Source organism: Mesorhizobium sp. USDA 4413, assembly GCF_056280365.1.
Genome location: NZ_JBVPRP010000001.1, coordinates 3,502,708 through 3,529,166, shown reverse-complemented (window position 1 = coordinate 3,529,166; position 26,459 = coordinate 3,502,708). Strand labels below are relative to the sequence as shown.

Annotated in this window: 31 protein-coding genes and 1 pseudogene; 18 read left to right on the top strand and 14 right to left on the bottom strand. The window is 63.7% G+C overall.

The window, feature by feature from the left end; all coding sequences use genetic code 11:
* Positions 1-16: 16 nt before the first annotated feature.
* Positions 17-1,990, bottom strand: a complete 1,974-nt coding sequence (locus ACVMIM_RS17045) for a putative bifunctional diguanylate cyclase/phosphodiesterase (protein WP_476113388.1) — start codon at positions 1,988-1,990, stop codon at positions 17-19.
* A 379-nt stretch (positions 1,991-2,369) separates the two neighbouring features.
* Here ACVMIM_RS17045 and ACVMIM_RS17040 point away from each other — a divergent pair, with 379 nt between their 5' ends.
* Both ACVMIM_RS17040 and ACVMIM_RS17035 read left to right on the top strand, forming a co-directional pair.
* The gene (locus ACVMIM_RS17040; protein ID WP_476113386.1) at positions 2,370-3,518 is read left to right on the top strand and encodes an amidohydrolase; all 1,149 of its coding nucleotides are present in this window, start codon (positions 2,370-2,372) and stop codon (positions 3,516-3,518) included.
* 41 nt (positions 3,519-3,559) lie between these two features.
* Positions 3,560-4,117 carry a DNA-3-methyladenine glycosylase gene (locus ACVMIM_RS17035; protein ID WP_476117266.1) on the top strand — a complete coding sequence of 186 codons (558 nt, stop codon included), beginning with the start codon at positions 3,560-3,562 and terminating at the stop codon, positions 4,115-4,117.
* 24 nt (positions 4,118-4,141) lie between these two features.
* On the opposite strand, the gene ACVMIM_RS17030 is transcribed toward ACVMIM_RS17035, so the two are convergent.
* Positions 4,142-4,432 (bottom strand): DUF982 domain-containing protein, encoded by a 291-nt coding sequence (locus ACVMIM_RS17030; protein ID WP_041002759.1) that lies wholly within the window; start codon positions 4,430-4,432, stop codon positions 4,142-4,144.
* A 160-nt stretch (positions 4,433-4,592) separates the two neighbouring features.
* Between ACVMIM_RS17030 and ACVMIM_RS17025 the strand changes: the two genes are divergently transcribed.
* Positions 4,593-4,940, top strand: a complete 348-nt coding sequence (locus tag ACVMIM_RS17025; protein WP_476113384.1) for a hypothetical protein — start codon at positions 4,593-4,595, stop codon at positions 4,938-4,940.
* A 47-nt stretch (positions 4,941-4,987) separates the two neighbouring features.
* On the opposite strand, the gene ACVMIM_RS17020 is transcribed toward ACVMIM_RS17025, so the two are convergent.
* Positions 4,988-5,590, bottom strand: a complete 603-nt coding sequence (locus ACVMIM_RS17020) for a cupin (protein ID WP_476113382.1) — start codon at positions 5,588-5,590, stop codon at positions 4,988-4,990.
* 75 nt (positions 5,591-5,665) lie between these two features.
* On the opposite strand from ACVMIM_RS17020, the gene ACVMIM_RS17015 reads away from it, so the two are divergent.
* On the top strand, positions 5,666-6,334 hold the full coding sequence (locus tag ACVMIM_RS17015; protein WP_476113381.1) for a hypothetical protein: 669 nt from the start codon (positions 5,666-5,668) through the stop codon (positions 6,332-6,334).
* Between the two features lie 10 nt (positions 6,335-6,344).
* On the opposite strand, the gene ACVMIM_RS17010 is transcribed toward ACVMIM_RS17015, so the two are convergent.
* The 4 genes and pseudogenes from ACVMIM_RS17010 to ACVMIM_RS16995 form a co-directional block, all read right to left on the bottom strand.
* Positions 6,345-6,620: a hypothetical protein gene (locus tag ACVMIM_RS17010; RefSeq protein ID WP_476113379.1), complete on the bottom strand. Its 276-nt coding sequence runs from the start codon at positions 6,618-6,620 to the stop codon at positions 6,345-6,347.
* Positions 6,621-6,969: 349 nt separating this feature from the next.
* Positions 6,970-7,987: pseudogene (locus ACVMIM_RS17005) on the bottom strand (zinc-dependent alcohol dehydrogenase family protein).
* A 25-nt stretch (positions 7,988-8,012) separates the two neighbouring features.
* Positions 8,013-8,408, bottom strand: a complete 396-nt coding sequence (locus tag ACVMIM_RS17000; RefSeq protein ID WP_476113378.1) for a (R)-mandelonitrile lyase — start codon at positions 8,406-8,408, stop codon at positions 8,013-8,015.
* 217 nt (positions 8,409-8,625) lie between these two features.
* Positions 8,626-9,828, bottom strand: a complete 1,203-nt coding sequence (locus ACVMIM_RS16995; protein ID WP_476117264.1) for an MFS transporter — start codon at positions 9,826-9,828, stop codon at positions 8,626-8,628.
* Positions 9,829-10,005: 177 nt separating this feature from the next.
* Here ACVMIM_RS16995 and ACVMIM_RS16990 point away from each other — a divergent pair, with 177 nt between their 5' ends.
* The 4 genes from ACVMIM_RS16990 to ACVMIM_RS16975 all read left to right on the top strand — a co-directional run bounded on the left by ACVMIM_RS16990 (position 10,006) and on the right by ACVMIM_RS16975 (position 14,199).
* Positions 10,006-10,899, top strand: a complete 894-nt coding sequence (locus ACVMIM_RS16990) for a LysR family transcriptional regulator (protein ID WP_476113376.1) — start codon at positions 10,006-10,008, stop codon at positions 10,897-10,899.
* 150 nt (positions 10,900-11,049) lie between these two features.
* Positions 11,050-11,877, top strand: coding sequence for a transporter substrate-binding domain-containing protein (locus tag ACVMIM_RS16985; RefSeq protein WP_476113375.1), 828 nt, complete (start codon positions 11,050-11,052; stop codon positions 11,875-11,877).
* A gap of 51 nt (positions 11,878-11,928) precedes the next feature.
* A complete protein-coding gene (locus tag ACVMIM_RS16980; RefSeq protein ID WP_476113374.1) occupies positions 11,929-13,209 on the top strand; it encodes an NAD(P)/FAD-dependent oxidoreductase in 1,281 nt (426 codons plus the stop codon).
* A gap of 18 nt (positions 13,210-13,227) precedes the next feature.
* Positions 13,228-14,199 carry an amino acid ABC transporter permease gene (locus ACVMIM_RS16975; protein WP_476113372.1) on the top strand — a complete coding sequence of 324 codons (972 nt, stop codon included), beginning with the start codon at positions 13,228-13,230 and terminating at the stop codon, positions 14,197-14,199.
* Here the strand turns inward: ACVMIM_RS16975 and ACVMIM_RS16970 are convergent.
* Positions 14,189-15,016 (bottom strand): PfkB family carbohydrate kinase, encoded by an 828-nt coding sequence (locus ACVMIM_RS16970; RefSeq protein ID WP_476113371.1) that lies wholly within the window; start codon positions 15,014-15,016, stop codon positions 14,189-14,191. The two genes, ACVMIM_RS16975 and ACVMIM_RS16970, sit on opposite strands and share 11 nt — an antisense overlap.
* Positions 15,017-15,058: 42 nt before the next feature.
* The gene (locus tag ACVMIM_RS16965) at positions 15,059-16,072 is read right to left on the bottom strand and encodes an SIS domain-containing protein (RefSeq protein WP_476113369.1); all 1,014 of its coding nucleotides are present in this window, start codon (positions 16,070-16,072) and stop codon (positions 15,059-15,061) included.
* A 186-nt stretch (positions 16,073-16,258) separates the two neighbouring features.
* On the opposite strand from ACVMIM_RS16965, the gene ACVMIM_RS16960 reads away from it, so the two are divergent.
* Together ACVMIM_RS16960 and ACVMIM_RS16955 are read left to right on the top strand one after the other, a co-directional pair.
* Positions 16,259-16,990, top strand: coding sequence for a GntR family transcriptional regulator (locus tag ACVMIM_RS16960; RefSeq protein WP_476117262.1), 732 nt, complete (start codon positions 16,259-16,261; stop codon positions 16,988-16,990).
* Positions 16,991-17,205: 215 nt separating this feature from the next.
* Entirely contained in the window at positions 17,206-17,961 is a 756-nt protein-coding gene (locus ACVMIM_RS16955) for a sulfotransferase family protein (RefSeq protein ID WP_476113367.1), read from the top strand.
* A 64-nt stretch (positions 17,962-18,025) separates the two neighbouring features.
* Here ACVMIM_RS16955 and ACVMIM_RS16950 read toward each other — a convergent pair whose 3' ends face one another.
* The 3 genes from ACVMIM_RS16950 to ACVMIM_RS16940 all read right to left on the bottom strand — a co-directional run bounded on the left by ACVMIM_RS16950 (position 18,026) and on the right by ACVMIM_RS16940 (position 19,759).
* Entirely contained in the window at positions 18,026-18,358 is a 333-nt protein-coding gene (locus ACVMIM_RS16950; RefSeq protein WP_476113366.1) for a hypothetical protein, read from the bottom strand.
* Between the two features lie 150 nt (positions 18,359-18,508).
* Positions 18,509-19,240, bottom strand: a complete 732-nt coding sequence (locus ACVMIM_RS16945; RefSeq protein ID WP_476113364.1) for an SDR family oxidoreductase — start codon at positions 19,238-19,240, stop codon at positions 18,509-18,511.
* A gap of 33 nt (positions 19,241-19,273) precedes the next feature.
* Positions 19,274-19,759, bottom strand: a complete 486-nt coding sequence (locus ACVMIM_RS16940; RefSeq protein WP_476113362.1) for a VOC family protein — start codon at positions 19,757-19,759, stop codon at positions 19,274-19,276.
* A gap of 126 nt (positions 19,760-19,885) precedes the next feature.
* Between ACVMIM_RS16940 and ACVMIM_RS16935 the strand changes: the two genes are divergently transcribed.
* Positions 19,886-20,773, top strand: coding sequence for a transcriptional regulator GcvA (locus ACVMIM_RS16935; RefSeq protein WP_476113360.1), 888 nt, complete (start codon positions 19,886-19,888; stop codon positions 20,771-20,773).
* Positions 20,774-20,915: 142 nt separating this feature from the next.
* Positions 20,916-21,038 carry a hypothetical protein gene (locus ACVMIM_RS16930; protein ID WP_476113358.1) on the top strand — a complete coding sequence of 41 codons (123 nt, stop codon included), beginning with the start codon at positions 20,916-20,918 and terminating at the stop codon, positions 21,036-21,038.
* A 68-nt stretch (positions 21,039-21,106) separates the two neighbouring features.
* On the opposite strand, the gene ACVMIM_RS16925 is transcribed toward ACVMIM_RS16930, so the two are convergent.
* Both ACVMIM_RS16925 and ACVMIM_RS16920 read right to left on the bottom strand, forming a co-directional pair.
* Entirely contained in the window at positions 21,107-21,391 is a 285-nt protein-coding gene (locus ACVMIM_RS16925) for a DUF6894 family protein (RefSeq protein ID WP_476113357.1), read from the bottom strand.
* Complete coding sequence (locus ACVMIM_RS16920; protein WP_476113355.1) at positions 21,372-21,713, bottom strand: hypothetical protein; 342 nt, start codon at positions 21,711-21,713, stop codon at positions 21,372-21,374. Before ACVMIM_RS16920 ends, ACVMIM_RS16925 begins: the two co-directional genes overlap by 20 nt.
* Before the next feature lie 205 nt (positions 21,714-21,918).
* On the opposite strand from ACVMIM_RS16920, the gene ACVMIM_RS16915 reads away from it, so the two are divergent.
* The 6 genes from ACVMIM_RS16915 to ACVMIM_RS16890 all read left to right on the top strand — a co-directional run bounded on the left by ACVMIM_RS16915 (position 21,919) and on the right by ACVMIM_RS16890 (position 26,436).
* Positions 21,919-23,262, top strand: a complete 1,344-nt coding sequence (locus ACVMIM_RS16915; RefSeq protein WP_476113353.1) for a phospholipase D-like domain-containing protein — start codon at positions 21,919-21,921, stop codon at positions 23,260-23,262.
* A 445-nt stretch (positions 23,263-23,707) separates the two neighbouring features.
* The gene (locus ACVMIM_RS16910; RefSeq protein WP_278050072.1) at positions 23,708-23,908 is read left to right on the top strand and encodes a hypothetical protein; all 201 of its coding nucleotides are present in this window, start codon (positions 23,708-23,710) and stop codon (positions 23,906-23,908) included.
* Between the two features lie 147 nt (positions 23,909-24,055).
* Positions 24,056-24,283, top strand: a complete 228-nt coding sequence (locus ACVMIM_RS16905; protein ID WP_476113351.1) for a hypothetical protein — start codon at positions 24,056-24,058, stop codon at positions 24,281-24,283.
* Between the two features lie 201 nt (positions 24,284-24,484).
* A complete protein-coding gene (locus ACVMIM_RS16900; RefSeq protein ID WP_278050070.1) occupies positions 24,485-24,787 on the top strand; it encodes a DUF982 domain-containing protein in 303 nt (100 codons plus the stop codon).
* 27 nt (positions 24,788-24,814) lie between these two features.
* On the top strand, positions 24,815-25,099 hold the full coding sequence (locus ACVMIM_RS16895; RefSeq protein WP_476113350.1) for a DUF982 domain-containing protein: 285 nt from the start codon (positions 24,815-24,817) through the stop codon (positions 25,097-25,099).
* A 338-nt stretch (positions 25,100-25,437) separates the two neighbouring features.
* The gene (locus ACVMIM_RS16890) at positions 25,438-26,436 is read left to right on the top strand and encodes a L,D-transpeptidase family protein (protein WP_476113349.1); all 999 of its coding nucleotides are present in this window, start codon (positions 25,438-25,440) and stop codon (positions 26,434-26,436) included.
* Positions 26,437-26,459: the final 23 nt, after the last annotated feature.

The following is a 26,459-nucleotide window of genomic DNA, read 5'->3' as shown; positions in this document are numbered from 1 at the left end:
TGCCCGCGCAGGCAAGTCACGCGGCATTGCCGCTGCGGGGATTGCGCAGCGGCTCGAAAATGACCTCGGCGCCTGCCGCGTCGAAGGCGAGCGCGTCGCGCATCGGAAGCGCCGCCGAAAACAGATAACCCTGCCCGATCATGCAGCCCAGCGAGCGCAGGATCATGCGATCGGCGTCGGTCTCGACACCCTCGGCCATCACCTCGATGCCCAGCGTACGGCCGAGGCCGATCACCGCCTCGACCACGGCCTGGTCCTCGACGCATTTCGCCAGGTCGCGCACGAAATCCTTGTCGATCTTGATCTTTCGGATGCGCCTGTCCTTGAGCGACACCAGGGTCGAGAAGCCGGTGCCGAAATCGTCGAGCACGATCGATATGCCCGCATCCGCCAGGCGGCCGACCTTTTCGTCGACCCGGTCGCGGTCGACCGGTGCCTCCTCGGTGATCTCGATCTCGAGCATCGCGGCGGGCACATTCCTCGCTTTCAGGCCATCGAGGATCATGTCGTCGACATTGCCGGCCTCGAGTTCGCGCGGCGAAAGGTTCATCGCGACGCGGACATCGCGGCGCCCGTGTTTCACGAGCTCTGCGATCATGGCGCAGCAATTGAGGAACACCGTCTCGGTCAAAAGCGAAAGCAGCCCGGTTTCGCGCGCGGCGGTGACGATCTCAGGCGGCGAGATGGCGCCGTGGACATCGTGATGCCAACGCAGCAGCGCCTCGAAACCGACGACCGCGTTGGTGTCGAGCCGCACCAGCGGCTGGAACCAGGAGCAGAGGGCGCCGGCTTCGATGGCACCGCGCAGGTCGCGCTCGATGCGGTTCTTGCGTTCGAGTGCAGCGTCCAGCCCGGCGTCGAACAGATAATATTCGTTCCGGCCGCCGCGCTTGGCCGCGTAGAGGGCGAAATCCGCCTTGAGCAGCATCTCGGTCAGTCGCGGCTTTTCCGATTGGTAGATGCCGATCGAGGCGCCGACGCGCACCGAATTCAACTCCGGATCCGGATTGGCGATGGCTGCTATGATGGCGGAGGCGAGCGCGCCGGCCGCTTGCTGCGATCTGCCGGCGGAGAAAAGCAGCACGAATTCGTCGCCGCCGATGCGCGCGATCGTGGCACCCGGCGGGGCGTGGTCCTCTATCCGGCGCGCCACCTTGACCAGAAGGTTGTCGCCGATGGTGTGGCCATAGGTGTCGTTGACGGATTTGAAGCCGTCGAGGTCGATCAGCATGGCGACAAACGGGCCGTCGGAGAGCCCGAGTTCGGCGATCGCCTGCTCAAGCCCATGGCGGTTGAGCAGATTCGTCAGCGGGTCGCGCCTGGAGTTGCGCTCCATCTCGGCGGCGAATTCGCGCGCCTCGTATTTGAGACGGCTCGTCTCGCGGAAGCGGGATTGCCCGAGCAGCGCGCTCCTGATCATGCCGCCGAGGAAAAGCAGGATGGTGAAGGCGAGCACGTAATTTTCGACGCCGCCCTTGGCCAGAACGCAGCCGGCGGCGATGAGGAGCGGCAGGAGGATGAAATTGATCGAAGCCGGCGCGTAGCAGGTTCCGTAGGTGACCGAGCCGGCCGAAATGCCGGCAAGCACGATGAGATAGAGCGGCGCCTGGCTGGTCGTGTATCCGTCGCTCAGCAGCGCCAGGAAAGACCAGGCGACGCCCGAGGCAAGCGCCAGCAGGCCATAGCGGGAAAGCCGGGTGCCCACCGCCTGAGGCCTGTCGTCGGCCGCGCCCGATTGGGTGACGGCAAGCACCATGCGCGCGCCGTTGATCAAGGCGATCGCGATAAACCACAGCACCGCGGCAAGGCCGCCGCCCGACAAGAGCTGCACCGCCAGGATCAAGGCCGAGAGCACCGTGCCTATGGGCATCGAGATGAAGACGCCCTTGCTCAGATCCGCAAGCTGGTCGCGCAGGATGCCTGCGTCCACGGCTTCGCTGCGCCCCTCGGAAGAGGGATCCGCCGCCAGCCGCTCCTGATGCCTGTTCATGTCCCTAGTGGGTAGGCAAGCGGGATGAAAATCGTGTTAAGGATTTCAGCGGTTTACGTCGCATTTCCCGATTAAGTCCGCCCGACGCGGGGGAGCTGGCAGAAAACCGGGCGGCTGCTCCGTATCGAGACGGACCATCGGACAACGGTTCTGGACCTTTGCGGAGCGCTGCGGGATGGACAGGAAGAACCGCACGCGCAAAAAAACGCCGACATGGAACCTTCTGGCCCAGCCCCGACCTGCCGCAGGTGAAGGTGGTCAGATAGGGCATTGATTTTGCGGAGGCCGATGGCCTATCCGAATTGACCTCCATGGCACGGCACGAGAAAAAACCTGTCGTGTTTGTGTGACCGGAAAAGCCCAACCGGAGTCTCAATCCATGACCCTGACCAATCGCGACCTCATCGAGCTCACCGAATGGCGCCGCAAGCTGCACCGGCAGCCGGAAATCTCCAACGAGGAGGAAAAGACGGCGAAAGAGGTGGTGGACTTCCTCGCCGATACCGGTCCGGACAAGGTGCTGACGGGGCTCGGCGGGCATGGCGTGGCGGCGGTTTATGACAGCGGACAGGCCGGGCCGACGGTGCTGTTCCGCTCGGAGCTCGACGCGCTGCCGATCGAAGAGCTGTCGGGCGTCGAGCATAGCTCTCAGGTGCCGGGCAAGTCGCATATGTGCGGCCATGACGGCCACACCGCGATCCTGGCGGCACTCGGCCGCCAGTTCGGGCGCGAACGGCCCGCGCGCGGGCGCGTCGTCTTGATGTTCCAGCCGGCGGAGGAAACCGGCAATGGCGCGGCCGGCGTCGTCGCCGACCCGCGCTTCGACGAGATCCAGCCGGACTTTGCCTTCTCGCTGCACAATCTGCCGGGGGTGCCGTTCGGCGAGGTGCGGCTCAAGGCCGGCACCGTCAACTGCGCCTCGCGCGGCATGCGCATCGTCCTCGAAGGCAAGACCGCGCATTCCTCGATGCCGGAAACCGGCATCTCGCCGATGCCGGCGGTGAGCGAGCTGATGCCGGCGCTGCCCGCGCTCGGGCGCGGCACCTTCACCGATGAGGATTTCGGCATGGTGACCGTCACCCATTGCGCGATGGGCGAAGCCGTGTTCGGCATCGCACCCGGCTATGCGGAAGTGTGGGCAACGCTGCGCACCCGCCGCGACGAGCGCATGGCCGAGCAGGTCGCCGCCGCGGAAGCGCTTGCCGCGAAGATCGCCGCCAAGCACGGTCTCTCGGTGCGCTTCGACTATCACGAGATCTTCGTCGCCAGCGTCAACGCCCCGGAGGCGGTCCAGCATCTCAACCGCGCGCTCGACGAGGAAGGTGTTGCGCGCAGCGAAGAGGCGCTGCCGATGCGCGCCTCGGAGGATTTCGGCATTTTCGGCCACAATGCCAAATCGGCGATGTTCTTCCTCGGCGCCGGCGAGCGCACGCCCTCGCTGCACAACCCCGACTATGATTTCCCCGACGACCTGATCCCGATCGGTTCGCGGATCTTCATGCGTACGGCGCGCAACCTTCTGGGCTGAGCGGACACCGACGATTGCCTGTCCGATCGACGCCAATCGCCATGCCGCTTAGCGGCGGGCCTGATTTCTTCGCCCGCGACGCGCTCGTGGTCGCTCGCGCGCTGATTGGCGCGAGGCTTGGGCTCGCCGGTGTCGGCGGCATCATCGTCGAGACCGAGGCATATCGTCCCGACGACCCCGCATCGCACAGCTTTCGCGGCCGCACGCCGCGCAACGCGCCGATGTATGGCGCGCCCGGCACGGCCTATGTGTACCGTTCCTACGGCCTGCATTGGTGCCTGAACGCGGTGTGCCTGCCGGGCAGCGCGGTACTGATCCGCGCGATGCAGCCGCAATCCGGCATCGCCGCGATGCGCGGCCGCCGCGGAACGGATGACGACAGGCTGCTCTGCTCCGGCCCCGGCAAGCTTTGCCAGGCGCTCGGCATCGACGCCTCGCATAACGGGCTCTCGCTCACCGCGCCCCCCTTCGAATTTGCACGCTCGCAGACCGATCCGGCCGCTATCGTCAGCGGCCGCCGGATCGGCCTCACAAAAGGCGTGGAAGCCGAGTGGCGCTTCGGCCTCGGCGGATCGGCCTATCTCAGCCGCAAGTTTTGAGCGATGAAATGGCGCGGCGATCGACTAAGCCGCCACCCATTCCTGCGCGGCACGCGCTGCGGCGAGTTCCATCGCTTCCGGAGCGAGAATGCCGCGCGACCTGACGAACGCCTCGAAAGCGACGCGTGCGGGCTCGGCATCCTGGTCGCCGGAGAGCGCCGCCTGGCAGAGAGCGAGTGTCGTCGCGTAGCTCGGGCTGCGACTGCCCGTCCATTCCTCGAGAAACTGATAGGCTTCGAAGACCGTGTTTATCTCGCGCGGAAAGCCGAGCCCGACGAAGATTGCGACGGGCTGAGAGAAATGCTTGGCGGGCATTGGTGTGGGCTCCATGAGGGTAAGCTGCTTGACAACGCGCGGCCGGCAGGCCGGTTGCAGCCGGAAAGCGATTTTGGTTTCGCCGACGGATGCTTGCCCAAAGCCTCCTTCTGTGTTTTCTCGCCCGCACATTAGGAAAGGCTTGTGAATGAGAATCGCAGTGGTCCTCGCGATGAGTGCGGCGTTGGTTGGATGCGTGACCTCTCCGGTCGCCTACCAAGCCAAGCTTTCGCAGCAGGATCCGAAATGGACCTCGCCGGAATGCCAGCAGGCTCGCATCGCGGCCTCCGACTACGACAGCCGCGAAAAGGAACACCCCGGCTGGGGTTTTGGCGTCCTGCTCGGCCCCTACAGCATGGGGATGGTGGCAGCGGTAAAGCAGCATGAGCAGCAGCAGCGACGGCTTCTCGCCCGCCAGGTCCACCTGCAGTGCTCAAGCCAGCCCTTGCCGAAGGAACTGGATTTCGATCCGGCAACCTACGCGCCGAAGAAGACGCATTATCCGTAGGCGGAGCGCCGTCGCTACGCTTGAAATCAGCCGATCGCTGTTGACATTCAGCCTTCGCCCCATGCCTTGAGCAACGGTCCGTCGCCGCCATAGACCGGGTCCTTGCGCGGCCGGCTCACCTTCGGGATCATGCGTAGCGCTTCCGCATGCTGCTCCGGCTTGGTGCATTCGTCATAGGTGCCGGTGGGCGGGTAGGCGCCGACGACGAGGAAATCGTCGGAAGCCGAGAGCCGCTGGTGACCCGTGCCAGCCGGCAGGACCGCCACGTCGCCGGCCTTGACCGTGAGCGCGCGGCCCTTGTCGCCGCCGAAGCGAACCTTGGCCGTGCCGCGCGCAATGCCCAACACCTCATGGATGCGCGAATGGTAGTGGACGTAGTCGTAGATGCCGTTGCGCCAGCTGTCGCCCCACCCATTCGCCTTGAACAGCTCCTCGAAGACGGCTGCCGGATCGAGATCGTCCGGCAATGTCACGGCGCCCCGGTAAACAACCAGCGGCCAAGACGGATGGTTCGGCACAAGGCCGTCGTCCTTGAAGCGGAAGGTATTGGCTTTCCTCTGCCTTACCAGATCCGCGAGCCCGGACGTGCCCGGTCTTGCGATCCCGGTCAGCTTTTCTGCAGCTTTCTTGATACTCTGGACAATGCTCAAGGCCAGGCCCTCCATAAGTGCCGCTTGCAACGCCGTGCGACCTCGACCGACCGAATTCAACCCTTGGCGACACCCTTGGTTCCAGAGCTTGCCGACGCCCGCGCGCGGCCCCAGCAACCCGGATTGCTTCCGGGCGTCACAGCGGTCAAGCTGCGAGAGGTTGCCGGCCTCTCATGCGTGACGCCGGCAAAAGCCGCGGGCCTTCCTGAGGAGTTCAAAATGCATGCATTCCGGCTTCCGACCATCGGCGTTTTCATCTCTGGGCTGCTTTCGGCATCCGCGTTCCCAGTCCTCGCGTCAGGCAGCGTGGCTACGGCCCAAACCCTCTATCAACTCTGCCGCCAGGTGAAGAACGACGATACGATCCGTCCCTACTCGCACGAGCTTTACGGCGGCACCGTCAAGGCGTTCAAGGAGCTGTTTCCGAATGCCAATGGCACGCCGGCGGAATCGGAACTGCAGACGCAGGCCAATTATCGCTGCATGGACGGCAAGGTGCTGGCCTGTTTCGTGGGGGCCAACCTGCCCTGCGCGAAAATGAACGCGGCCCGCGACAACCCCGGCGCGAACGAGTTCTGCAAGACCAACCCCAATGACGACGTCGTGCCGGCTTTCGCGACCGGTCACGACGCCGTCTATTCCTACAAATGCGCGAGTGGCAAGGCGGTGGTCACCGGTAATTCGTGGGTTCTCGACAAGCGCGGCTTTGCCAAAGAACTATGGGCCGAAGTGCCCCCGCACTGAGGCGGGCCTGTCAGGGGACCCGCCGAGTCCCAAGAACCGTCGCGCGTAGCGCACTTGCCATTAAATCCTTCTTGCCGGGGATCGCCTGCAGGCAAGCAGGAGCGCGATGGCCAAGGCCGGAAGCGCCGCCGCGGCGACGGCAAGGAAAGCCAATTGCAGCGGTGCCGACCCAGGCGATGACCTTGCCGGAGTGCTGCCCGCCGGCAAGAGCCAGACCCCAGGCCACGCCGCCCGTGATGATGAAGCTTTCCGCCGCCCCCAACACGGCCCGGCCGACGAACAGCATGGACGCGGACGCCGTCGGCCGGTCGAGCAATGCGAGCGATCCGAGATAGATGAACCCCGCCAAGGCGGCGGCGACCAGGCCGATGACGACGGCCCGCTTGCCGCCGCGCGCATCGGCATAGTTTCCCCGCGCCGATCCGCGACAAAAGCGAGGCGACGAACTGGCTGCCCGTCACCAGCCCGACGGCGAACGGCCCGAAGCCCAACCCCTTGTGAAGATGCAGCGGCAGGACCCGCAGCGCCAGGCCGATCAGCAGGAAGCCGGCAAAGACAGAAGCCATGATCGGCAACAGCCTCGCCATGGTGCCGCTTCCTTCGGGTGCCGTGTCCATCGCGACCATCGCCGGCGCCTAAACCTCGAGCATGACCTTGATGGCGCGGCGCTCGTCCATGGCGCGGTAGCCCTCGGCGACCTCCGCCAGCGGCAGCTTGAGGTCGAACACCTTGCCGGGCTTGATGCGGCCTTGCAGCACGCGCTCCATCAGGTCGGGCAGGAAGCGGCGCACCGGCGCCGGGCCGCCCAGCATGCGCCTCTGGTCAAAGAACAATTTTTGACCGTCGAAGCTCACCCCATGCGGCACGCCGACATAGCCGATGGTGCCGCCGGGCCGCGAGCAGGCCAGCGCCTGGTCGAAGGATTCTCCCGTGCCGACGCGTTCCAGCACCGAATCCGCGCCGACGCCCTTGGTCAATTCCTTGATGCGCGCAATGCCTTCCTCGCCGCGTTCGGCGACGATGTCGGTCGCGCCGAACTCACGGGCGAGCTTCTGGCGGCTCGCGTGGCGGCTCATGGCTATGATGCGTTCGGCGCCCATCTCCTTGGCCGCGAGCACGCCCATCAGGCCGACCGCGCCATCGCCGACGACGACCACCGTCGATCCCTCGCGAACCTCGGCGGCATCGGCGGCGTACCATCCGGTGCCGAGCACGTCCGACACGGCCAGCAGGTCAGGGACAAGCTCGGCCGGCGGAACCTCGGAGGTCGTCACCAGCGTCCCGTCGGCCAGCGGCACGCGGGCGTAAGGCGCCTGGGCGCCGCTCATGAACTCGCGCTGCTCGCAGGACGACTGGAAGCCGAAGCGGCAATGCGGGGCAGGTGTTGTCGGAGAGGCAGAAGGAGCCGACGACGAACTGTCCGGGGCGGACATTGCGCACCTCAGCGCCCACCTCGACGACGATGCCGCAATATTCATGACCCATATGCTGCGGGCCGTTCACTGGCTGCAGTCCGCGATAAGGCCACAAGTCCGAGCCGCAGATGCAGCTTGCCGAGAGCTTGATGATGGCGTCCGTCGGCCGCAGGATCTTCGGATCGGCGACTTCCTCGCAGCGGATGTCGCCGGGCTTATGAAGAATGGTTGCGAGCATTTCTTGCTTCCTTTTGTCGATCGGGTCAGGCGCCGTAATCGGCGTCGCTGACATGTTCCAGCCAGTCCACGACCTTGCCGTCCTTGACCTCCTGGAGGGCAATGTGGGTCATGGCGGTTTCGGGAGACGCGCCGTGCCAGTGTTTTTCGCCGGGCGCGAACCAGACGACGTCGCCGGGCCGGATCTCCTCGACCGGGCCGCCCGCGCGCTGCACGCGCCCGCGGCCGGAGACGACGATCAGCGTCTGCCCCAGCGGATGCGTGTGCCAGGCGGTGCGGGCGCCGGGCTCGAAGGTGACCTGTGCGCCCTGCACGCGCTCCGCGTCGAAGGGATTGAAGAGCGGATCGATCCGCACCGTCCCGGTGAACCAACTTGCCGGACCTTTGCCGGAAGGCGTCGAGCCTGCGCGAAGAATGTCCATGATGATCTCCTGTGCGTCCTCAGATGCGTTCCATGGGAAGGGGAACTCGCCGCGCATTTGCAGCGCCTATTCGCCCTCGTCGAAGCAGCCGAGCCTGATCGGTCCGCGATGGCGATAGTCCTGGTTGGCCTGCCCTGTTGGCTGTTGGCCGGCCGCGGCGAGGCCACGGTTGCAAGCGCGGCGCAGAGCAGCGCTCGCCGGCCGATCGGTTGTCGTCTCATCGATGGCTGCTTCCGCGTGCAGTCGCCGCGATGGCAAACAGCGCCGACCCCAGAAGCAGCACCGCGCCGAGGGCGAACGGGCTCCACCAGCCGGCGGCATCGAACAGCAGCCCGCCCGCGAAGGCGCCAAAGGTAATGGCGAACTGGATCAGCGCGACCTGCAGCCCGCCGCCCGCCTCGAGATCGTTGGGGATTACTTTGGTCATCCAGGTGTTCCAGGCGACCGGGATCGGCGTCGTGAACAAGCCCCAGGCGATCAGCAGGACAGCGGTCCCAACGGCGAACGGACCGAGCGCGACCAGCAACAAGGCGATGAGCGCCAGAACCGCCGGCAGGCCGATCAGCACGGCCGCGAGATGCGACCTGAGCAGGAACCCGATCACCGACGTGCCGAGCAGGCCGGCGAGGCCGAGGCCAAGAAGCACCATCGACAGCGTGTTGACGTCGAGGCCGGTGACGTTTTCGAGGAAAGGGCGCAGATAGGTGGAGAGCGCGAACTGACCCATGAAGGCGAGGGTGATGGCCGCCATGCCGATGGCGAAGATGCGATTGCCGAGCAAGCCAAACATGTTGCCGACCGAGGTCTGTTCGCCGGCAGGCATTTTCGGCAGGACGGCGAGCTGCCAGACGATCGCAAGAAGGCCGATCGGAACGACGATGAAGAAGGCGCCGCGCCAGCCGATCAGGCCGCCGAGGAAGCTGCCGAGCGGCGCCGCGATGACCGAGGCGAAGGCCGTCCCGCCCTGCAGCATAGCGATCGCCTTGGGCAGGTCGGCGCCAGGCACGATGCGAGCCAGGATGGCGGTTGACAAAGACCAGAAGCCGCCGATTGAAACCCCGATCAGGGCCCGGCCGAGCATGAAGACCAGGTAGTTCGGCGCGAGGGTGATCGCCAGGCCGGAGATGACGAGGACGGCGGTGTAGAAAAGCACGACGATGCGCCGGTCCAGCTGCGACATAAACGCGTTGCCGAACAGGCTGGTGAGGACCGCGAAGAAACCCGAGACGGAAATCGCCTGGCCGGCCTGCCCCTCCGAAATGGCGAGCTCATTGGCGATGGGGGTCAGCAGGCTGACCGGCATGAACTCCGAGGCCACCAGCACGAAGGTAAGCAGCGACAGGCATGCCACTGCTCCCCAGGCGCTTGGTTCTTTCACCATTTGGGCTTTCGCCAATTGGCTGTCGTAGGTCGTGTCCATGTGCCGCGGCCCGCCGCCGAGCCCTCCAGTCATTTCGCTGGCGGCTATATAAATCACCTCCACTATCCAGATTAGCCGTTGCAATCTGCATGGACTTATCCATCCTTGATATGAATTGACGATGAGGCTACGAACCGCGACAGCTTGAGCGAGCGGCCGGAGCCAGGGTGGTGCTCCATGCAGCGCGAGGATCTGAAGGATTTGCTGTGGTTCCTGATGGTGGCCAGGGAGCGCAGCTTCACCAGGGCGGCGGCCGAGCTCGGCACGTCGCAATCGACGCTCAGCCATACGATCAAGCAATTGGAGGCGCGGCTGGGCGTGCGGCTGCTCACGCGAACGACACGAAGCGTGGCGCCGACGGAAGCGGGCGAGCGGCTCTACCAGTCGCTTGTCCCGCGCTTCGAAGGCATAGAGTCCGACCTTTCGAGCCTTGTGGCCTTCCGCGACAGGCCAGCAGGCACGGTGCGCATCACGCTGTCCGACCATGCGCTGCGCATGATCGTCTGGCCGAAGCTCGAGCCGGTGCTGCGCGACTATCCGGACCTGCGCGTCGAGCTCTACAGCGACAACGGCATGCGCAATATCGTCGAGGAACGCTTCGACGCCGGCGTGCGCCTCGGCGAGAGCGTCGACAAGGACATGATCGCGGTGCGCATCGGCCCGGATTGGCGGCTGGTGGCCGTCGCTTCGCCGCACTATTTTTCGCGCCGCCCGGTTCCGAAAGTTCCGCAGGACCTCGTCGGACATGATTGCATCAGCCTGCGGCAGACCACATTCGGCGGGCTCTATGCGTGGGAGTTCGAGAAGAAGGGCCGCGAGCTCAGGGTCCGGGTGGATGGTCAGCTGACCTTCAACACCACCATTCCCATGGTCGACGCAGCGCTGAACGGCTACGGCATCGCCTACGTCCCGGAAGACCTCGTCAGCCAACACGTGGCCGAGGGCCGGCTGAGACTCGTGCTCGACGACTGGAGCCTGCCCTTCCCGGGCTACCACCTCTACTACCCAAGTCGGCGGCAGCTCTCGCCGGCGATTGCCGTGATCGTCGAGGCGCTGCGGCATCAAAATTGAGCCCAGCACGGTGGCGAGGCCGATCCGCCAACGCCGGGAACATATATCCGGGCCGAAACCCGACGAGACGCGGATAAAGACGCTTGACTCACCCTCTCCCTTGCGGACAAGTTGCGTTGTCAGACATCTTACATACGAAAGGGAGGTTTCGTGAGGAGATTTATCGCTTGTTTCGCGCTGGCTGCCGGCGCGCTCGCATTTGCGTCGGCAGCGTGGGCGGGGGAAACCCTGGATCGCGTCACATCAAAGAAGGCCATGGTGGTCGCGACCAACAGCGGCTGGCCGCCGCAAAGCTTTCTCGACGAGAGCAACCAGTTGGTCGGCTTCGACATCGACGTTTCGAAAGAGATCGCCAAGCGCCTGGGCGTCGAAGTCAGCTTCGAGACGCCCGATTGGGCCACCATGACCGGCGGCCACTGGCAAGGCCGTTATGATCTCGGCGTCGGCTCGGTTACGCCGACCAAGGCCCGGGCCAAGGTGATCGATTTCGCCGGCATTTATTATTACAGCCCTTACGTCTATGTGGTCCACAAGGACAGCAAGGCGAAATCCGTGGACGATCTCAACGGCAAGGTGATCGGCGTCGAGACCGCCACCACGTCGGAAGATTTCATCCGCCGCCAGTTGGAGATCGACGCTCCCGGCCTTCCGCCGATCGAATACAAGCTTCAGCCTGGCGAGATCCGGACTTTCGCCGATTCCATGCTGCCCTTCGACGATCTGAGACTGGGAGACGGCGTGCGGCTCGACGCAGTCATCGCGCCCGAGCAGACAGCTCAAAACGCCATCAAGAACGGTTATCCGCTGCGCATCATCGAGGGCGACTACGCCTTTCGCGAGCCGCTGGTGGTGATCGCGGACAAGGGCGACGCCGAGTGGACCACCAAGATCGGCGGCATCATCGACCAGATGAAAAAAGACGGCACGCTCGCCACGCTGACCACCAAGTGGTACGGCAAGAACTATAGCGCCGATTGATGCTCGTCGCGGGCGGCCCCTCAAGGCCGCCTGCTTCGATCAGAACCCACCATGACCTATCCCGACACTTATTATCGCCGCACGCTTGCCGACGAAAAGGTCAGACCACCGCTCGCGGGTCCGGCCGAATGCGACACGGTCATCGTCGGCGGCGGACTGGCCGGTCTGACGACGGCGCTGCAGTTGGCGCGCGCCGGGCAACAGGTCGTGCTGCTCGAAGCCGAGAGCATCGGCTTCGGCGCCTCGGGCCGCAACGGAGGCTTCGTCAGCCCCGGCTTCGCGACCGGCAGCGACAAGATCGCCGCGATGGCCGGAGCGGCAGGGGCACGAGAGCTGCATAGGCTGTCGATCGAAGGCGTCGATTTCGTGCGGCAGACGATCAAGGACCTCGACAACACGGCAGCGACGCCTCGGCCCGGGATCATGGGCGTGCTGCGTCACGACGGCGGCGCCGAACTGAAGGGTCATGCGGAGAGGCTGGCACGGGATTTCGATTATCCGCTCGAATATCTCGAGCGTGACCAGGTGCGCGCTGTGCTGCATTCCGAGCGCTACTACCAGGGCTTGCGCGACGCCAAGGCCTTCCATATGCATCCGCTCAACTATCTGCGCGCCGTCGCGGTGGAGATAGAGCGGCTGGGCGGCAGGATTCACGAGAGCTCCAGCGCGATCGAGGCCAGACTCGATGGCCCGCGTAAGACCATACGCACCGCAAGGGGCGAAGTGCGCGCGCGGCAGGCGGTGTTTGCCACCGGCGGCTACACGGGACCGCTGATCGGCCGGCTGAAGCGGGCCATCCTGCCGATCGCCACCTATGTGATGCTGAGCGAAGAGGCTCCCGATCTCATCGCCAGCGCCATCGCGACGACGGACGCCGTCGGCGACAACCGCCGGGCCGGCGACTACTACCGCGTCGTGGAGGATGGAAAGCGGCTGCTCTGGGGTGGGCGCATCACCACGCGGGCCGCTTCGCCCGCGGCGCTGGCGAGGGAATTGCGCCGGGAGATGGTTGGAACCTACCCTCAGCTCGCCACGCTCAAGACCGAACTCGCATGGTCGGGACTGATGGCCTACGCCCGCCACCTGATGCCCCAGATCGGGGAGCTGCAGCCAGGCGTCTGGTATCTGACGGCGTTTGGCGGCCACGGCATCAACACGACAGCCGTGGCCGGCAAGGTGATCGCCGAGGCGATACTCCGCCAGTCGGACCGCTACCTTCTGTTCGCGCCGTTCGGACTGGCCTGGGCGGGCGGACCGGCGGGACTTGCCGCGGCCCAACTCACCTATTGGAAGCTGCAGGCGCAAGATTGGTGGCGTGAACGCCGCCGCTGACCAGAGGGAGATCGACAGGTGATCGGCAGACTGCTGCTCAACTATCCGGACGCTGCGCGCCGCATCGGCGCATGCCTGGCGCTCGCCGCTTTCGCCGCGGGTCTCTACGGTCTCGGCATCAAGGCAGACTGGATCGGCAAGCTTGTCCCAGGCTGGATAGAATGGCTTGCGGCCAATCCCGTGGCGGCGCGAAGCGTCTCGGCGGTGCTGATCGCCCTAATCGTGGCCGCGAACTGGAAAGCGCTGCAGCAACTCGGGCGCAAGCAGCAGATCGTGGCCGTTTGGATCGAGCTGTTCGTCCTGCTGATGCTGTTCTTCTACTCCTTCGACCTGTCCTTCTCTTTCATCGCCAGGAAGATCGGGTTCCTCATTTCGCAGGGCGTGGTGACCACGCTCTACATTTCCGCCATTTCGATCGCCATCGCGACAGTCATCGCCTTCATCGGCGCCATAGCCAAGCTCTCCAAGAATGGCGCGATCTACGGCCTGGCCACCTTTTACACCTCACTGTTTCGCGGGCTGCCATTGCTGATGCAGATCTACATCATCTATCTCGGTCTGCCGCAGGTCGGGTATGTGATCGGCGCCGTGCCTGCCGGGATCATGGCGCTGTCGCTTTGCTACGGCGCCTATATGACCGAAATTTTCCGTGCCGGCATAGAAAGCATCCCGCGCGGCCAGACGGAAGGCGCCACCGCACTTGGACTCAGCCCCAACCAGACGATGTTCCTGGTTATCCTGCCGCAGGCGATGCGCGTCATCGTGCCGCCGACGGGCAATCAGTTCATCGCGATGCTGAAGGATTCCTCCCTGGTCTCGGTGGTCGGGGTCTGGGAGATCATGTATCTGGCGCGCACGCAGGGCCAGACCGAGTTCCGGCACATCGAGATGCTGATCACCGCCTCGATGATCTACTGGTTGCTGTCGATCGGCCTCGAATTTCTGCAGTCCCGCATCGAGGAACGTTTCGGGCGCTCGCTCAAGCGCTGAGCTTCAATACGGCATCCCCCTCCTGGGGGAAGCCGCCGAGATGACAGCAGGCCAAAGCAGCATGGTCGCGGCCGCTTTCGAGACATTGCAACAGCGGCTTCCTGGCCAGCCAGGCATGCAGGAAGCCGGCGATGAAACTGTCGCCAGCGCCAGTCGTATCGACGACGTCGACCGGGCGGATGCCGGTCTCGGCGCGCTCGCGGGCCGTCAGCGCGATCGACCCCTCGGCGCCGCGCATGATGACGGCACAGCCTGCGCCGCGCGACAGGAGATCCGCGGCCATCGCTTCCGCCGCATCGCGAGGTTGGTCGGTCGAGCAGAAAACTATGCTCAAACCCTCCACACCGAGATCGGCGGGATCGGCGTTGACCGAGATATCCTGCGAGACGCTGACGCCTGCCCGCGACAGGCGCCTGCGCAAGGCGCCGCCATCATCCAGCCAGCCGATATGGACATGATCGATTGCCTCCAGGACCGCCAGTTCCGCCTCGTCCGGCGCATATCCGGCACAGGCACCGAAATCCTCGGCGGCAATCAAACGCTCGCCGGACGGCAAGACTTTGATGTCGGTCCAAGCGGTGTTGCGCTGGCCTATGCGCAGGTGCTTGACCGCCACCCGATTGGCTTTGAGCTCGGCGCGGGTGCGTTCGCCCTCGGCATCGCGGCCCACGGCGCCGAAATAGAAGCTGTCGTGGCCAAGCCGCGCGAGCTGGACGGCTACATTGAGCGCGTTGCCGCCGACCAGGGAGCGGCCGATCGGCGCTCCGAGGCGATCGATGCAGTTGTCGCCGACGGCGGCAAATCGAAAACTGCTCATATCCTGCGTTACGCGATCAAGCGCTGATGCCGAGGGCCAAGCTCAATAGGCAACGCGCTTGTAGTAGCGGCGCGTGGTCAGCGGGTGGTTGCGGATCACCTCGAGATGAGCGCTGACCCGTTCGAGAGCGGTTGCGAGCACGATCGGCGAAACCAGCGCGCGTACGTCGGGCGAAATACCGGGCAGTTCAAAATCGGCCGTGTCGAGCACCGTCAACTTGTCCGTATAGGTAGGCGCGAATTTCTCGACGCGATCGGCCAGCGGCCGGGCGCTGTCCTCGCCCTTGAAGAGCACCACGCTGACGTCTTTTTCCACCAGCTCCAGCGTGCCGTGGAAAAAGTCGGAAGCATGCACGGGGCGGGTCCGGATCCACTGCATCTCTTCCAGGATGCACATGCCGTAATACCAGGCCTGCGGCCAGACATTCCCGGCGCCGGCTATGATGTGATAGTCGGAAGCAGCCAGTTTCCGCGCGAAACCGGCGGCCTCCTTTTCATAGCCCCGCTTCACTTCCAGCAGCAGTCGCGGCAACTGCGCTAATTCAGCGAGTATCCGTTCGGATTCGGCGAGCTCACCGCGATGCTTCAGCACCGCAAGCGCGATGAAGAGCGACTGGAGATAGAAGGACTCGCAGGACGTGTCGTCCTCAGCGAAGTTGACGAAGACATGATCCCCGCCCTTGCCGAGCGGCGTCTCCTCATGTCCGACCAAGGTGATCACCGTCGCCCCGATTTCTTTGATCCTGGACAGAAGCGCCACGCTTTCCTTGGTGGTGCCGGAGAGCGAAGGCAACACGACGATCGACTTGTCGGTCAGGTGAACGGATTGGGCGAGTTGCAGCTCGGCGGTGATGTCGACGAAAGTCGGAAAGCTGGACCGGCGCTGCAGCAATTGCGCGGCCGGATGCATCAGGATCGCCGCACCGCCGGTGCCGAGAAAGAAGATGTTCTGCGCCCCGGCGGCGAGGCATTGCGCCACGACGGCGTCAATGCGCTCGCGCAAGGCCACCGCCCCCGATTGGATGCGCACAAACCGGGCTTCGTCGAAATTGAGCATCGTTCCCTCGATCAGTTAAGTTGTAAGACAACTGACATCTGCAGAAGCGCATTTCAAGAGAAATTTTGCCGATCAACTTGCAAGCCTTTCCCATGTGCCCGCGCGATCGCCACGGCAGGCCTCCGCTTGACCTTGGCGCGATTGTCCGACAACAAAGGGAGAGTTGGCACAATGGGGAAGATGGACTTGGACGAGCCGCTTCGGGATGCGCGCACATTGGCGGTCCAACTCCGCGACCGGCTGGCCGACCTCATCAGGACCGAAGGGCTCAAGCCCGGCGACCGGCTGCCAACGGAATCACAGCTGACACAGCGCTTCCGCATCTCGCGCCCTGCCCTGCGCGAAGCGCTGAAGCTGCTCGAACAGGACGGCATCATCTCCGTCACCCATGGACTCGGCCGATTCGTCACCGCGAACTCCGCCGTCCAGGTCGACCGTCCAATCACCGTGTTTGAAAGCGTGACCGACATGTCGCGCCACTATGGCTACTGCACCGTCAACAAGGTCCTTTCCATCGCGGAGGAAGCGCCCGAACCGCTGATCCAGCAGCAATTGCGCCTGGCCGACGGAGAGCGCGTCATCCGGCTTGAACGGTTGCGGTTGCACAACGATCTGCCCCTCATCTATTCGCTGGACTACGTGCCGCGCAGCCTTTTGCCGGGCCGCCTTTTCGACATCGAATGGAGCGGCTCGCTGCTCGCGCTGCTGGAAACACACCGCCATCAGCCGCGTATGTCGGCCGCCTCGGTTGCAGCGGTGACGCTGCCGGACGAAATCGTGCGGCGCAACGACCTGCGCGACTTCGGGCCAGCCCTGCTCATTACGGAAACCTGTTTCGACGGGACCGGAACCCCGGTCGTCCATGCCGCCGTCTATCATCGCGGCAGCCATTTCGCCTTCAGCTTCGCACGAAAGTGACGGCTCGACCGGTGGCGATGACGGTGACCGTCGAGGCGCTCCGACACCGCCTTACTTAGCGGCAAAACGTGTGGCCATTCCGCCGACTTAAGCGGCCCGGCGACCGGCGTTGGAATCCGGAGCGGCTCGCGCTCCAAGGCACCGGCAGCAGCAATTATCTGTTCGTCATCGACGGCATATAAGCATTTCCTATTGCAATCCCCGGAAGAAAAGGATTGGTTAAAAATACCTCGGGGGAGATCGAGACCGTGAATAGGAGTGTTGTGCGGCTTCTTCCGAAGCCCAAGGTTTCAATATTCATTTGTGGATGCGGGCATACGGGGTCCACATTGCTCGCACGGATACTGGCCGCGCATCCGGAAATTTTCTCCATCCGCCGCGAGACAAGCGCGTTTGTCTCAGACAATGGGGCGCGTTGGACCAAACTGAGTGTGGTTTTGTTGCAGGCAGCCATTTCACGCCGCAGCGTCTGGGTCGAAAAGACACCGAACCATATCCACTATACGAGGCAGATCGCCGAGACGATTCCGGGCGCGCGCTTTATCGTCGTCACGCGCGACGGCAGGGACGTCGTGGCCTCGCTCGGGCAGCGTTACGAAGGCGATTTCGACAAGGCTTTCCAGAGATGGATTGCGGACAGCAAAGCCTCGATGGCGCGTATCGAAAAGGGCGAAAGCATCCTGTGGCGTTACGAGGACTTCATCGAATCGCCTGCGCCTTCCATCGAGCGACTATGCCGCTTCATCGGCGTGACCTTCGACCCGGGCATTCTCAACTATCACCAGCAGCCCATCGTGTGGGGGCGGGAAAAGGCAGTGCGCACGCCGCATTCGGCTCGCCGGCTCGCCCAGGTGAACCAGCCGATCACCGACTATAGGGGCGGCTGGCGATCCAGGCTGCCAGCCAACGTGGCCCGCCGTTTCGACGCAGGCGAAGCGCGGGAAATCATGGACTATTTCGGATACGCATAGGCCGAGCATCGGCCTACGCGTAGTCGAGAAGCGACCGTTTGCGCGGACACGGATCGTTGAGAGGCTAATGCGAAAGCAGCCGCGAGACCTTGAGCCGCGGCGCGAAAAAGCAGCGCAGATAAGGCTGGTTGGTTATGACGTAGTTGTTCTCGCAGATGTGGTATCGGCCATCCGGGGATTCCTGCACGCGCTCTCGCGGGATGTTGAAACCATCGGGCAGGTAAACGTAGCCGCCATCGGCCCTGGATTGCACCTCGGCGTCCGGTATGGGACGGCAATCCGTGCCACCGCAACATTTGAAGTTCGTAACCGGATCGACCTTGTTTTGGTACCAGTCATGGGCGTCGGCGCCTGTCGCGGCGACAAGGCAGATGGCGGTGACGATGACCTTTCGCATGGCATTCCTCGACGAGGCGGAGGCACTGCTCATTCGAGCGTCATGTATATTAGCGTTCCGCCGGAAACGCCATTGCCGGGGAAGGCCCGGAAAGCTTGTGGCAGCGATGGGCGGAGCGGGATCCTCAGACCGAGGTCCGGCCCTTTCCCATCACACCAGCCGTTGCCCGCCGTCGATGTGGATGGTTTCGCCGGTCATGAACGCGTTCTGCATGAGGTAGAGATAGGCCGGTGCGATTTCGGCGGGCGTGGCGATCCGGCCCGCCGGAATACGCGTGCCCATCTGCTCGAAATAGCCGGTCTTGGCCGCGCCGACGATCTCATCCCACATTTCGGTGTCGACCCAACCGGGCGAGACGATGTTGACGCGGACCGGCGCGAGCTCCAGCGCGAGCGCCCGGGCGAAATAGGTGAAGGAACCGGCGACCGCCGAAACCACCGAGCCGCCGGGGACCGGCGGACGGTCCTTGTTGATGCCCGAGGTGAAGATCATCGAGCCACCCTTGTTCAGCGTGCGCACGGCATGCTTGGCGAGCATCACCGCGCCGATCAGCTTGCCGTCGACGAACTGGCGCACGAAATCCATGTCGGTCTCGCCGACCGGATCATTGGGCGGCGGCGTGCCGGCCGTCGCCACCAGATGATCGAAAGCTCCAGCTTCCTCGAACAGGCGGGAGACGTCCGCCTCGTTGGCCATGTCGGCCACGATGCCCGTCACGCGCCCTGCCCCGTCGAGCCGCTTTTCGGCGACCTTCACCTTGTCGGCCGAACGGCCGGCGATCACCACCTCAGCGCCGTTTTCGAGCGCGGCCGCCGCGACGCCGAAACCGATGCCAGAGCTGCCGCCGACGACGATGATCTTCTTTCCCGCGAGATTAGCCATGGGTCTTCTCCGACTTTCGTGATGGGTTCAAATTCAGGCGCGGTCGGCGTGGGCCGCTTCAAGGTCGGCGAGGATGATCTTCCTCATCGAATACATCGCCTGGCGCGCCCGGTCGGCTTTTTCGCGGTCCGGATCGTTCATCAGGCGCAGGGCCTCGCTCGGGATGACCTGCCAATAGACGCCGAACTTGTCCTTCAGCCAGCCGCAGGGCTGTTCCGAGCCGCCGCCGGCGGTGAGCGCGTTCCAAAAATAATCGGTCTCCGCCTGATCCTTCGTCTCGATGTAAAGCGAGATCCGCTCGTTGAAGGGCGGCACGCCGCCAGCGTTGAGCGCTGTAAAACGCTGGCCTTCCAGCTCGAAGTCGAAAATCGCGTGCGGAACGGTTTTGCTGGTGCCGCCGACGAAGTCGGTGAACTCGATCGCGCCGAGCGCGCGGCTGTTCTTGAAAACCGAGAGATAGAAATCCCGCGCGGCTTCGGCATCGAGATTGAACCAGAGGAAAGGATGAACGGTAGCCATGGTGTCCTCGCAGCTTGAGTGAGCATTGATCACAAATTCTGTGAGGATTTTTGGCTGGAAAAAGCTCGACGGACAAACCAAAGTTTGGCAAGTATTTGTTACCATAACTCACAGATTGCTTTCTCCATGGCCCGCAGACTGCCGCCGCTCAACGCCTTGCCGGCCTTTGAGGCCGCCGCACGGCATTTGAATTTTTCCAGGGCCGGGGACGAGCTCAATCTCACCCATGGCGCTATCAGCCGGGCGGTGAAGCATCTGGAGGATCAGCTCGGTGTGCAGCTCTTCGAGCGCGCGACGCGTTCGGTGCGGCTCACCCCGGTCGGCGAGCCTTATGCGCTTGCCGTGCGCGAGGCGCTCGACCAGCTCGCGCTGGCGACGCAAACCGCGACCTCGCGCCACTCGGGCTCGACGCTCAACGTCAGCACGTCGGATGGGTTTGCCGGAAAATGGCTGGTGCCAAGGCTCTATCGCTTTCACCGCGCGCATAGCGACATCGACGTGCGCGTCTCGACCACCGGCAGGCTGACCAATTTCCGCGGCGACGGCATCGATGTCGCGATCCGCTACGGCGCCGGCCACTATCACGGGCTGACCTCGGAATTCCTCACCGGCGAGGAGGTGTTTCCGGTCTGCAGCCCGAAGCTGCTGGAAGGCCCGCATCCGCTCAAGCACCCGCAGGACCTCAAGCACCACACGCTGATCCGCGACGGCTACCGCATCGACTGGGCGGCGTGGCTCGCCAGCGCCGGCGTCGAAGGCATCGACCCGAACAGCGGCCTCACTTTCGATTCCGCCACGTTCGCGGTGGAATCTGCCGTGCAGGGCGAAGGCGTGGTGCTCGGCCGCACCATGCTGGTTTCAGCCGACCTCGCCACCGGCAGGCTGGTGCGGCCGTTCAATCATGCGTTGAAGGCGGTGTCGAGCTTCTATCTGGTCTACCCGCCGGAAGCGATCCGCCAGCGCAAGGTGAAGGCGTTTCGCGACTGGCTGTTTTCGGAGATCGAGCCGCTTTAGCGAATGGCTTCAGGAAACCTTCCTTCGGCTCGGCGGTTGATTCCAATCCGAGAGAGGACCATTCATGGCGAGACGAGATGCAGCGACGGCCAAACACACAAAGCGTCCGCGTTCGCGTCCGCTGAAAGGCGAAGAGACGGAAGTGAAGCATATCGTCGAAACGCAGGATCTGTCGCCGGCGCAGGCGCGGGAGCTTGTGCGACGCTACGGAAACGATTGGCGCAAGATCGACGACGCCGCCAAGTCCTATAAGGGCGACGACTAGGCCAGCGTGGCGGCCAGAAGCAAACCGTCATCATAGGATGCAAGCAGTGCCGCAGGCTGGCTCAGCACTCAACCTGAGCGCATCACACCAGGCTCGCCGGTCTCGTTCGCCTGAGCGAGACGCCGGGGTTCGGACACCAGATCCCGGAATTCGATAGTGGTCACCAAATAGCCGGCCTCGTCATAGATCTTGGTCACCCAGGAGGTCGGATCCGAACCTGCGGCAATCCCGTCGAGCATAGCTTCCTTGGCAGCCCGTTTGGCCTCGGCTTTCGCGGTTTCGAGGTCGTCCATCTCGACCTGGATCGGCGGCTGCGCCGCGGATTCGATGAATTCAAAGCGGAATTTCGGCATTCGGCTCTCCGTTTGCAACCGCGGACGGCACAGGCGCAATCGTGTCCCGAGCGCCACTGTCGCCATCGCGTCGCTCCTCCAGCACGGTCTCGGCGATATACTCCTTGAGGTCGCCGACTTCCTCGCTGATCTGGTCAGGCCCTATGCCCTCGCTTTCAGCGTCAGCGATGCATTGATCCGCCAATTCAGCGGCGACGATTTCCGCCGGCAGCGCGGGCGGAGCTTCAGCCTTGTGTTCCTCGATCCATTCGCCGACGAAATGCGCCGTCTTGTTCACGAGGATGTCGGCCTCCTGCGAGGCTTCGGCTACAGGAAGTTCCAACTTGGTATCCATGCAAAGCACCCTGAATGATCCTTTTCAACGCCGATTGCTCACAAAGGATGCAGCGCTCGGTCGATAGTGCACCTCGTCCAAGGCTCGACTGCACGGCGCCGGTCCGTGGCTTGCCCATACCCGGCCGGGAACCTGAACCAGGGTCGTACATTCTTGCTGTTGGAAATCACCAACCAGACGGGGAACGAAATAGGTGGGATCTCAGGGCTTTGGAGCGTCACTGGCCGTCAAAAAAGCGATCGCGGCCGGACGCAAGGCTGGCTATTGGCTCGACATCCTCAAATATCTTGCCGTTGCGATCGCGGCCGGCGTGGTCACTCTGGCTGCGGTAAACCTGACCCCCGAGCCTCGTGTCATCCGCACGATCGTTCCGCATCGTTTCGACGCGGCCGACCCGCAATTCGTGCGAAGCATGAGCAGCTATTCGCAAGGGCAGATGTTCAAGCGGAACGCAGTGCGAACCCTGGTCAATGGCGACGAGATCTTTCCGGCGATGCTGCAAGCGATCGGCGCGGCTCAGGCCAGCGTCGACATGGAAACCTACATCTATTGGTCGGGGTCGGTCGGCTACGCATTCGCCACGGCCTTGGCCGCGAAAGCCCGGGAGGGCGTCGAGGTTCGAGTGCTGGTCGACTGGCTCGGCAGCCTGCCTTTCGACGAGAAGCTGATCCACATCATGACGGGCGCCGGGGTGCGGTTCCAGCGCTACCGCCCCATCTACTGGTACACGCTTGACCGCGTGAACAACCGGACGCACCGCAAGCTGCTCATCGTGGACGGGCGGGTCGCGTTCACCGGCGGGGTCGGTATCGCTGACAACTGGCTGGGCAATGCGCGCAATCCGAACGAGTGGCGCGACACGCACTATCAAATCCAGGGACCTTCGGTGGCCGCGTTCCAGGCGGCCTTCGCCGAGAACTGGCTGGAGACCGTGGGCGAAACGTTGCAGGGAGAGATGTTCTACCCGCCGCCTGAACCCGCAGGCGCGCTCGGCGCTCAGTTGGTCCTTTCATCGCAGCCGAACGGCTCCGAGGACATGGAACTGATGATGCTGGCCGCGATCGCCGCGGCCAAGGACCACCTGCGCATCGGCATGGCCTATTTCGTGCCCGACGAAATCGCGCTCCAGCAGATACTCGACGCCAGGAAGAGAGGCGTGATCGTCGACGTCATCGTGCCCAATTCGCTGACCGATGTGCCCATCGTGCGGAAAGGCTCGCGATACTTCTGGGGCCAGCTGCTCGAAGCGGGCGTTCGCATCTACGAGTTTCAGCCGACGATGTATCATCCCAAGCTGCTGATCGTCGACGACGTCTGGGCGAGCTTCGGTTCCGCCAACCTGGACGAGCGCTCGTTGCGGCTGAACGACGAAGCCACCCTCAATGTCTACGGCAGGGATTTTGCGCAGACGCAAATCGATTTGTTCAACGAGGACCTCAAGCGATCGAGGCAGATCAGCCTGGCGGAGTGGCAGGCGCGCCCCATGAGCGAGAAGGTTACCGACTGGCTGGCCAGCAGGCTTCACACGCAGCTGTAGCGCATCGTTGCGGGGTAAGGATCCCCATGGGTTAGAGCAGGCCGTCTACAAACATGCAGGATGGTCGTGCCAAACGTTGGGGTTGGCTGAGCCCGGCCACCGGTCGTTGCGTCACCAACATGTCCGCTGGCCGGGCTTCCTTTGGGCCACCGGAGGCGGCAATGCCGATCACGAGACTGTCGAAAGGCGCGTTCACGCCCCGATGAGGTGAGCTTTCTGGGCCGCGTCCTCGAACTCAGCGCGAGCGCCAATGAGACCGAGGAGCAGCGCGAGCGGCGGCCCTTGCGCATCATCGCGAACTACATGGCGGGGAGGCGCGAGCTGACGGAGCTCTCGCGGCGGCCACTGGGCAGATAGGCTCCACTGCGGAGCAGTGAGGCAATGCTGGGCCGACGATGAAACTTTCGACGGTCTTTCCAGTTCGGTTGGAAGGAGGATTCTTGTCATGACTGAACCCGGTGAAGGCAGTTCCCATGGTCGTATTGACGACAAGCAGCTGGTCATTCTGCTTAAAGAGAAAACCGGCATCTCGGACGCTCAGGCCAGGAGGCTGATAAAGGCCGTCGGGCGCGACCGACCGTCGCTTCTTCGAGAAGCACGGATCATAAAGGCGCGTGTTCAGACGTCCACCTCAAGCCGCGTTTGACCGGCTGAATGCGGCGGATGCTCTGCCGGACTCCGCGGCAATGAAGGCGTTTCGCGACTGGCGGTTTCGCAGATCGAGCCCACTGAAGCAAAGCTCGTCGGAAATCCCTGCTTGCGAAGACGTGCCGATTGCGCGATGCTCCGCAAAATGGCTGGCGAATATCTGGACCACAAGCTGGAATGCCCGTTTTGCGGCACCATCCGTCTGCAGATTCCGGCCGATGCCCTACCCACAACGCCGATCCATTGCGCCGAGTGCGGCGCATATCTCGGCACGTGGGATGAGCTTCAAACCGACTTCGAGCAGCAAGGCGGTACGGACGGCGTGTTCCGGCTGGATAAGGGGCGTATCCAGAAGCTCAATTCCAGTCGCTGACGAGGCCGCCGCCGGCGGCTTGGATGCGGTCTGATCGACCAAACAGCGCGCGGGACATTGGGCTTGCGAAATGGGACATGACCGCGCCCGCCAAGTCCTTGACGGCTCGAACTCATAAACCCATATCGCATGCAGGCGCGGGCCGCTGCGATCCCCGCCCCCTTTCAAAACTCACACTGTTCGTTCGACTTGGAGGATCTTATGAACGATCGGATGTTCGACAGCCCTGTTTTCGTCAAGAGCGGAAACAGCCTCATCCAGGAAATCGCCTGCCTCGAAGACGCCCTGGAATTTCTCTATGAATGGCCCAAGAACCGGCGTGGGCCGATCTATGAAACGGCGCTGCGCGCCTGCCAGCGCGCATTCGACAGCGGCTTTCCGCTGGCCGCCGCCAGAGAGGCATTTTGCGGTTTTGCGAAGTCCGCCAGAATCCAGGAAGACGTAAGCACCACCTTGCCTTGGATGATCAATAAGGGCGGCAAGGGCGGCGGCCTGACCGTCTAACGTCATCGCGGATAGAGGACGTTCGCGATGCTCGCCAAATCATTCGAAAAGCCAATCCGCGTCTGGGTAGGACTGGGGTTTCCGCGTCATTTGAACACCGTCGTGGACGCCTATCGATTCGTTGTCGACTGGTGCGGCAACAGCCCCGAGCAGAAGGCGGCCATCCGTGCCTGCCGGGCCGCCCTGGCCGGGGATGTGGATGCGGAAACAGCGAGGGGCGTTTTCGTCGCCTTTGCGCGCAAGAAGGACATCCTTATCGAGGATGGCGCCATTCCCCCCATCCTGGGAAGTGTCCAGCCGAAGCATGTCTGATGTGGCCGAGGCGGCGGACAACGCCGCCTCCTTCTTCCGGACAAGAAGCAGCTTGGATAGTTAGTTCCCAAATGGAGGCAACCGACGGCATGGGCGGGGGGCGTTGGGGAGCCGCCGGTTACCAGGACGGGGGGCCATATAATCGGGCAATGCATAGGCCCTTATGCGATAATGCCACTTCTGCGCGTTCTTGGGAACTGCTTTCCGGCTTAAAATTCAAATATATATGGGGGAAAGCGCATATTCATGATGACCTTCGTGCCCCCCCGCGACAGGAACCAGATCGGACGTGCCGCGTCATAGAGGCAGGCCCTTATCGTGGTTGCGGAGTGATGTCGATGGTCAGGTTCCTTGTCGTCGTCTCGGTGGCGCTCGCGCTTGTATGCGGCGGCGCGCTGGCAGCGAGGCTGGAGCCCGACGCCGTCAATCAGGCGCAATTCAGCGAGGGCCAACCGAACGGCATCAGCCCGATGCTGCTCAAGGCGCAGGTGTTGCTGGATCGCGCCCGCTTCTCGCCCGGCCTGATCGACGGCCGCGTTTCGCAGAACTTCACCAAGGCCGTCGCGGCCTTCCAGGCGGCGAACGGACTGCCTTCTGACGGCAATCTCACGCGAGAGACCTGGGATAAGCTCGCGGCAACTTTCGCCGGCCCTGTGCTGACGACATACGAGGTGACGGCCAAGGATGTGCGCGGCCCGTTCACCAGCCGCATTCCGGCTCGCATGGAGAGCATGGCGCGTCTCAAGCGCCTCGGCTACCGCAACGCGCGGGAGAAGCTGGCGGAGCGGTTCCATGTCAGCGAACAAGTGCTGAGGATGCTCAACCTCCGCGCGGGATTCAGCAAGGCCGGCACGACCCTGGTGGTGCCCCATGTCGGCCGAGGCGATCCTCCTTCACAGATTGGCAGCGTCGAGGTCGACAAGGCGTCCCGCCAGGTGCGCGCCCTCGATGCGTCGGGCAAGGCGATTGCGGTCTATCCGGCTTCGATCGGCAGCGAGGAAAAGCCGGCGCCGAGCGGCCAGGCCGAGGTCAAGCGCGTGGTGCACGATCCGACCTATCACTACGATCCGAAATTCGCTTTCAAGGGGGTGAAGGCCAAGCGCCCGTTCACCATCGCTAAGGGGCCCAACAATCCCGTCGGATCAGTGTGGATCGACCTCTCGATCGAGAGCTACGGCATTCACGGCACGCCGGATCCCGGCAAGATCGGCACCACCTTCTCGCATGGCTGCATCCGGATGACGAACTGGGACGCCGAGGACCTCGCCGCCATGGTCAAGCCGGGCACGAAGGTCGACTTCAAGGACGAGGCCGCGCAAGAGGGACAAGCCAGGTGAGTACCGCGGGCCCGCGCCGGGCC

Coding starts and splice junctions, on each gene's coding strand:
- ACVMIM_RS17045 (WP_476113388.1), bottom strand. CDS start 1,990: ATGAACAGGCATCAGGAGCGGCTGGCGGCGGATCCCTCTTCCGAGGGG.
- ACVMIM_RS17040 (WP_476113386.1), top strand. CDS start 2,370: ATGACCCTGACCAATCGCGACCTCATCGAGCTCACCGAATGGCGCCGC.
- ACVMIM_RS17035 (WP_476117266.1), top strand. CDS start 3,560: ATGCCGCTTAGCGGCGGGCCTGATTTCTTCGCCCGCGACGCGCTCGTG.
- ACVMIM_RS17030 (WP_041002759.1), bottom strand. CDS start 4,432: ATGCCCGCCAAGCATTTCTCTCAGCCCGTCGCAATCTTCGTCGGGCTC.
- ACVMIM_RS17010 (WP_476113379.1), bottom strand. CDS start 6,620: ATGCTGTTCGTCGGCCGGGCCGTGTTGGGGGCGGCGGAAAGCTTCATC.
- ACVMIM_RS17000 (WP_476113378.1), bottom strand. CDS start 8,408: ATGGACATTCTTCGCGCAGGCTCGACGCCTTCCGGCAAAGGTCCGGCA.
- ACVMIM_RS16995 (WP_476117264.1), bottom strand. CDS start 9,828: ATGGACACGACCTACGACAGCCAATTGGCGAAAGCCCAAATGGTGAAA.
- ACVMIM_RS16990 (WP_476113376.1), top strand. CDS start 10,006: ATGCAGCGCGAGGATCTGAAGGATTTGCTGTGGTTCCTGATGGTGGCC.
- ACVMIM_RS16980 (WP_476113374.1), top strand. CDS start 11,929: ATGACCTATCCCGACACTTATTATCGCCGCACGCTTGCCGACGAAAAG.
- ACVMIM_RS16970 (WP_476113371.1), bottom strand. CDS start 15,016: ATGAGCAGTTTTCGATTTGCCGCCGTCGGCGACAACTGCATCGATCGC.
- ACVMIM_RS16965 (WP_476113369.1), bottom strand. CDS start 16,072: ATGCTCAATTTCGACGAAGCCCGGTTTGTGCGCATCCAATCGGGGGCG.
- ACVMIM_RS16950 (WP_476113366.1), bottom strand. CDS start 18,358: ATGCGAAAGGTCATCGTCACCGCCATCTGCCTTGTCGCCGCGACAGGC.
- ACVMIM_RS16945 (WP_476113364.1), bottom strand. CDS start 19,240: ATGGCTAATCTCGCGGGAAAGAAGATCATCGTCGTCGGCGGCAGCTCT.
- ACVMIM_RS16940 (WP_476113362.1), bottom strand. CDS start 19,759: ATGGCTACCGTTCATCCTTTCCTCTGGTTCAATCTCGATGCCGAAGCC.
- ACVMIM_RS16935 (WP_476113360.1), top strand. CDS start 19,886: ATGGCCCGCAGACTGCCGCCGCTCAACGCCTTGCCGGCCTTTGAGGCC.
- ACVMIM_RS16925 (WP_476113357.1), bottom strand. CDS start 21,391: ATGCCGAAATTCCGCTTTGAATTCATCGAATCCGCGGCGCAGCCGCCG.
- ACVMIM_RS16910 (WP_278050072.1), top strand. CDS start 23,708: ATGACTGAACCCGGTGAAGGCAGTTCCCATGGTCGTATTGACGACAAG.
- ACVMIM_RS16905 (WP_476113351.1), top strand. CDS start 24,056: ATGGCTGGCGAATATCTGGACCACAAGCTGGAATGCCCGTTTTGCGGC.
- ACVMIM_RS16900 (WP_278050070.1), top strand. CDS start 24,485: ATGAACGATCGGATGTTCGACAGCCCTGTTTTCGTCAAGAGCGGAAAC.
- ACVMIM_RS16895 (WP_476113350.1), top strand. CDS start 24,815: ATGCTCGCCAAATCATTCGAAAAGCCAATCCGCGTCTGGGTAGGACTG.
- ACVMIM_RS16890 (WP_476113349.1), top strand. CDS start 25,438: ATGGTCAGGTTCCTTGTCGTCGTCTCGGTGGCGCTCGCGCTTGTATGC.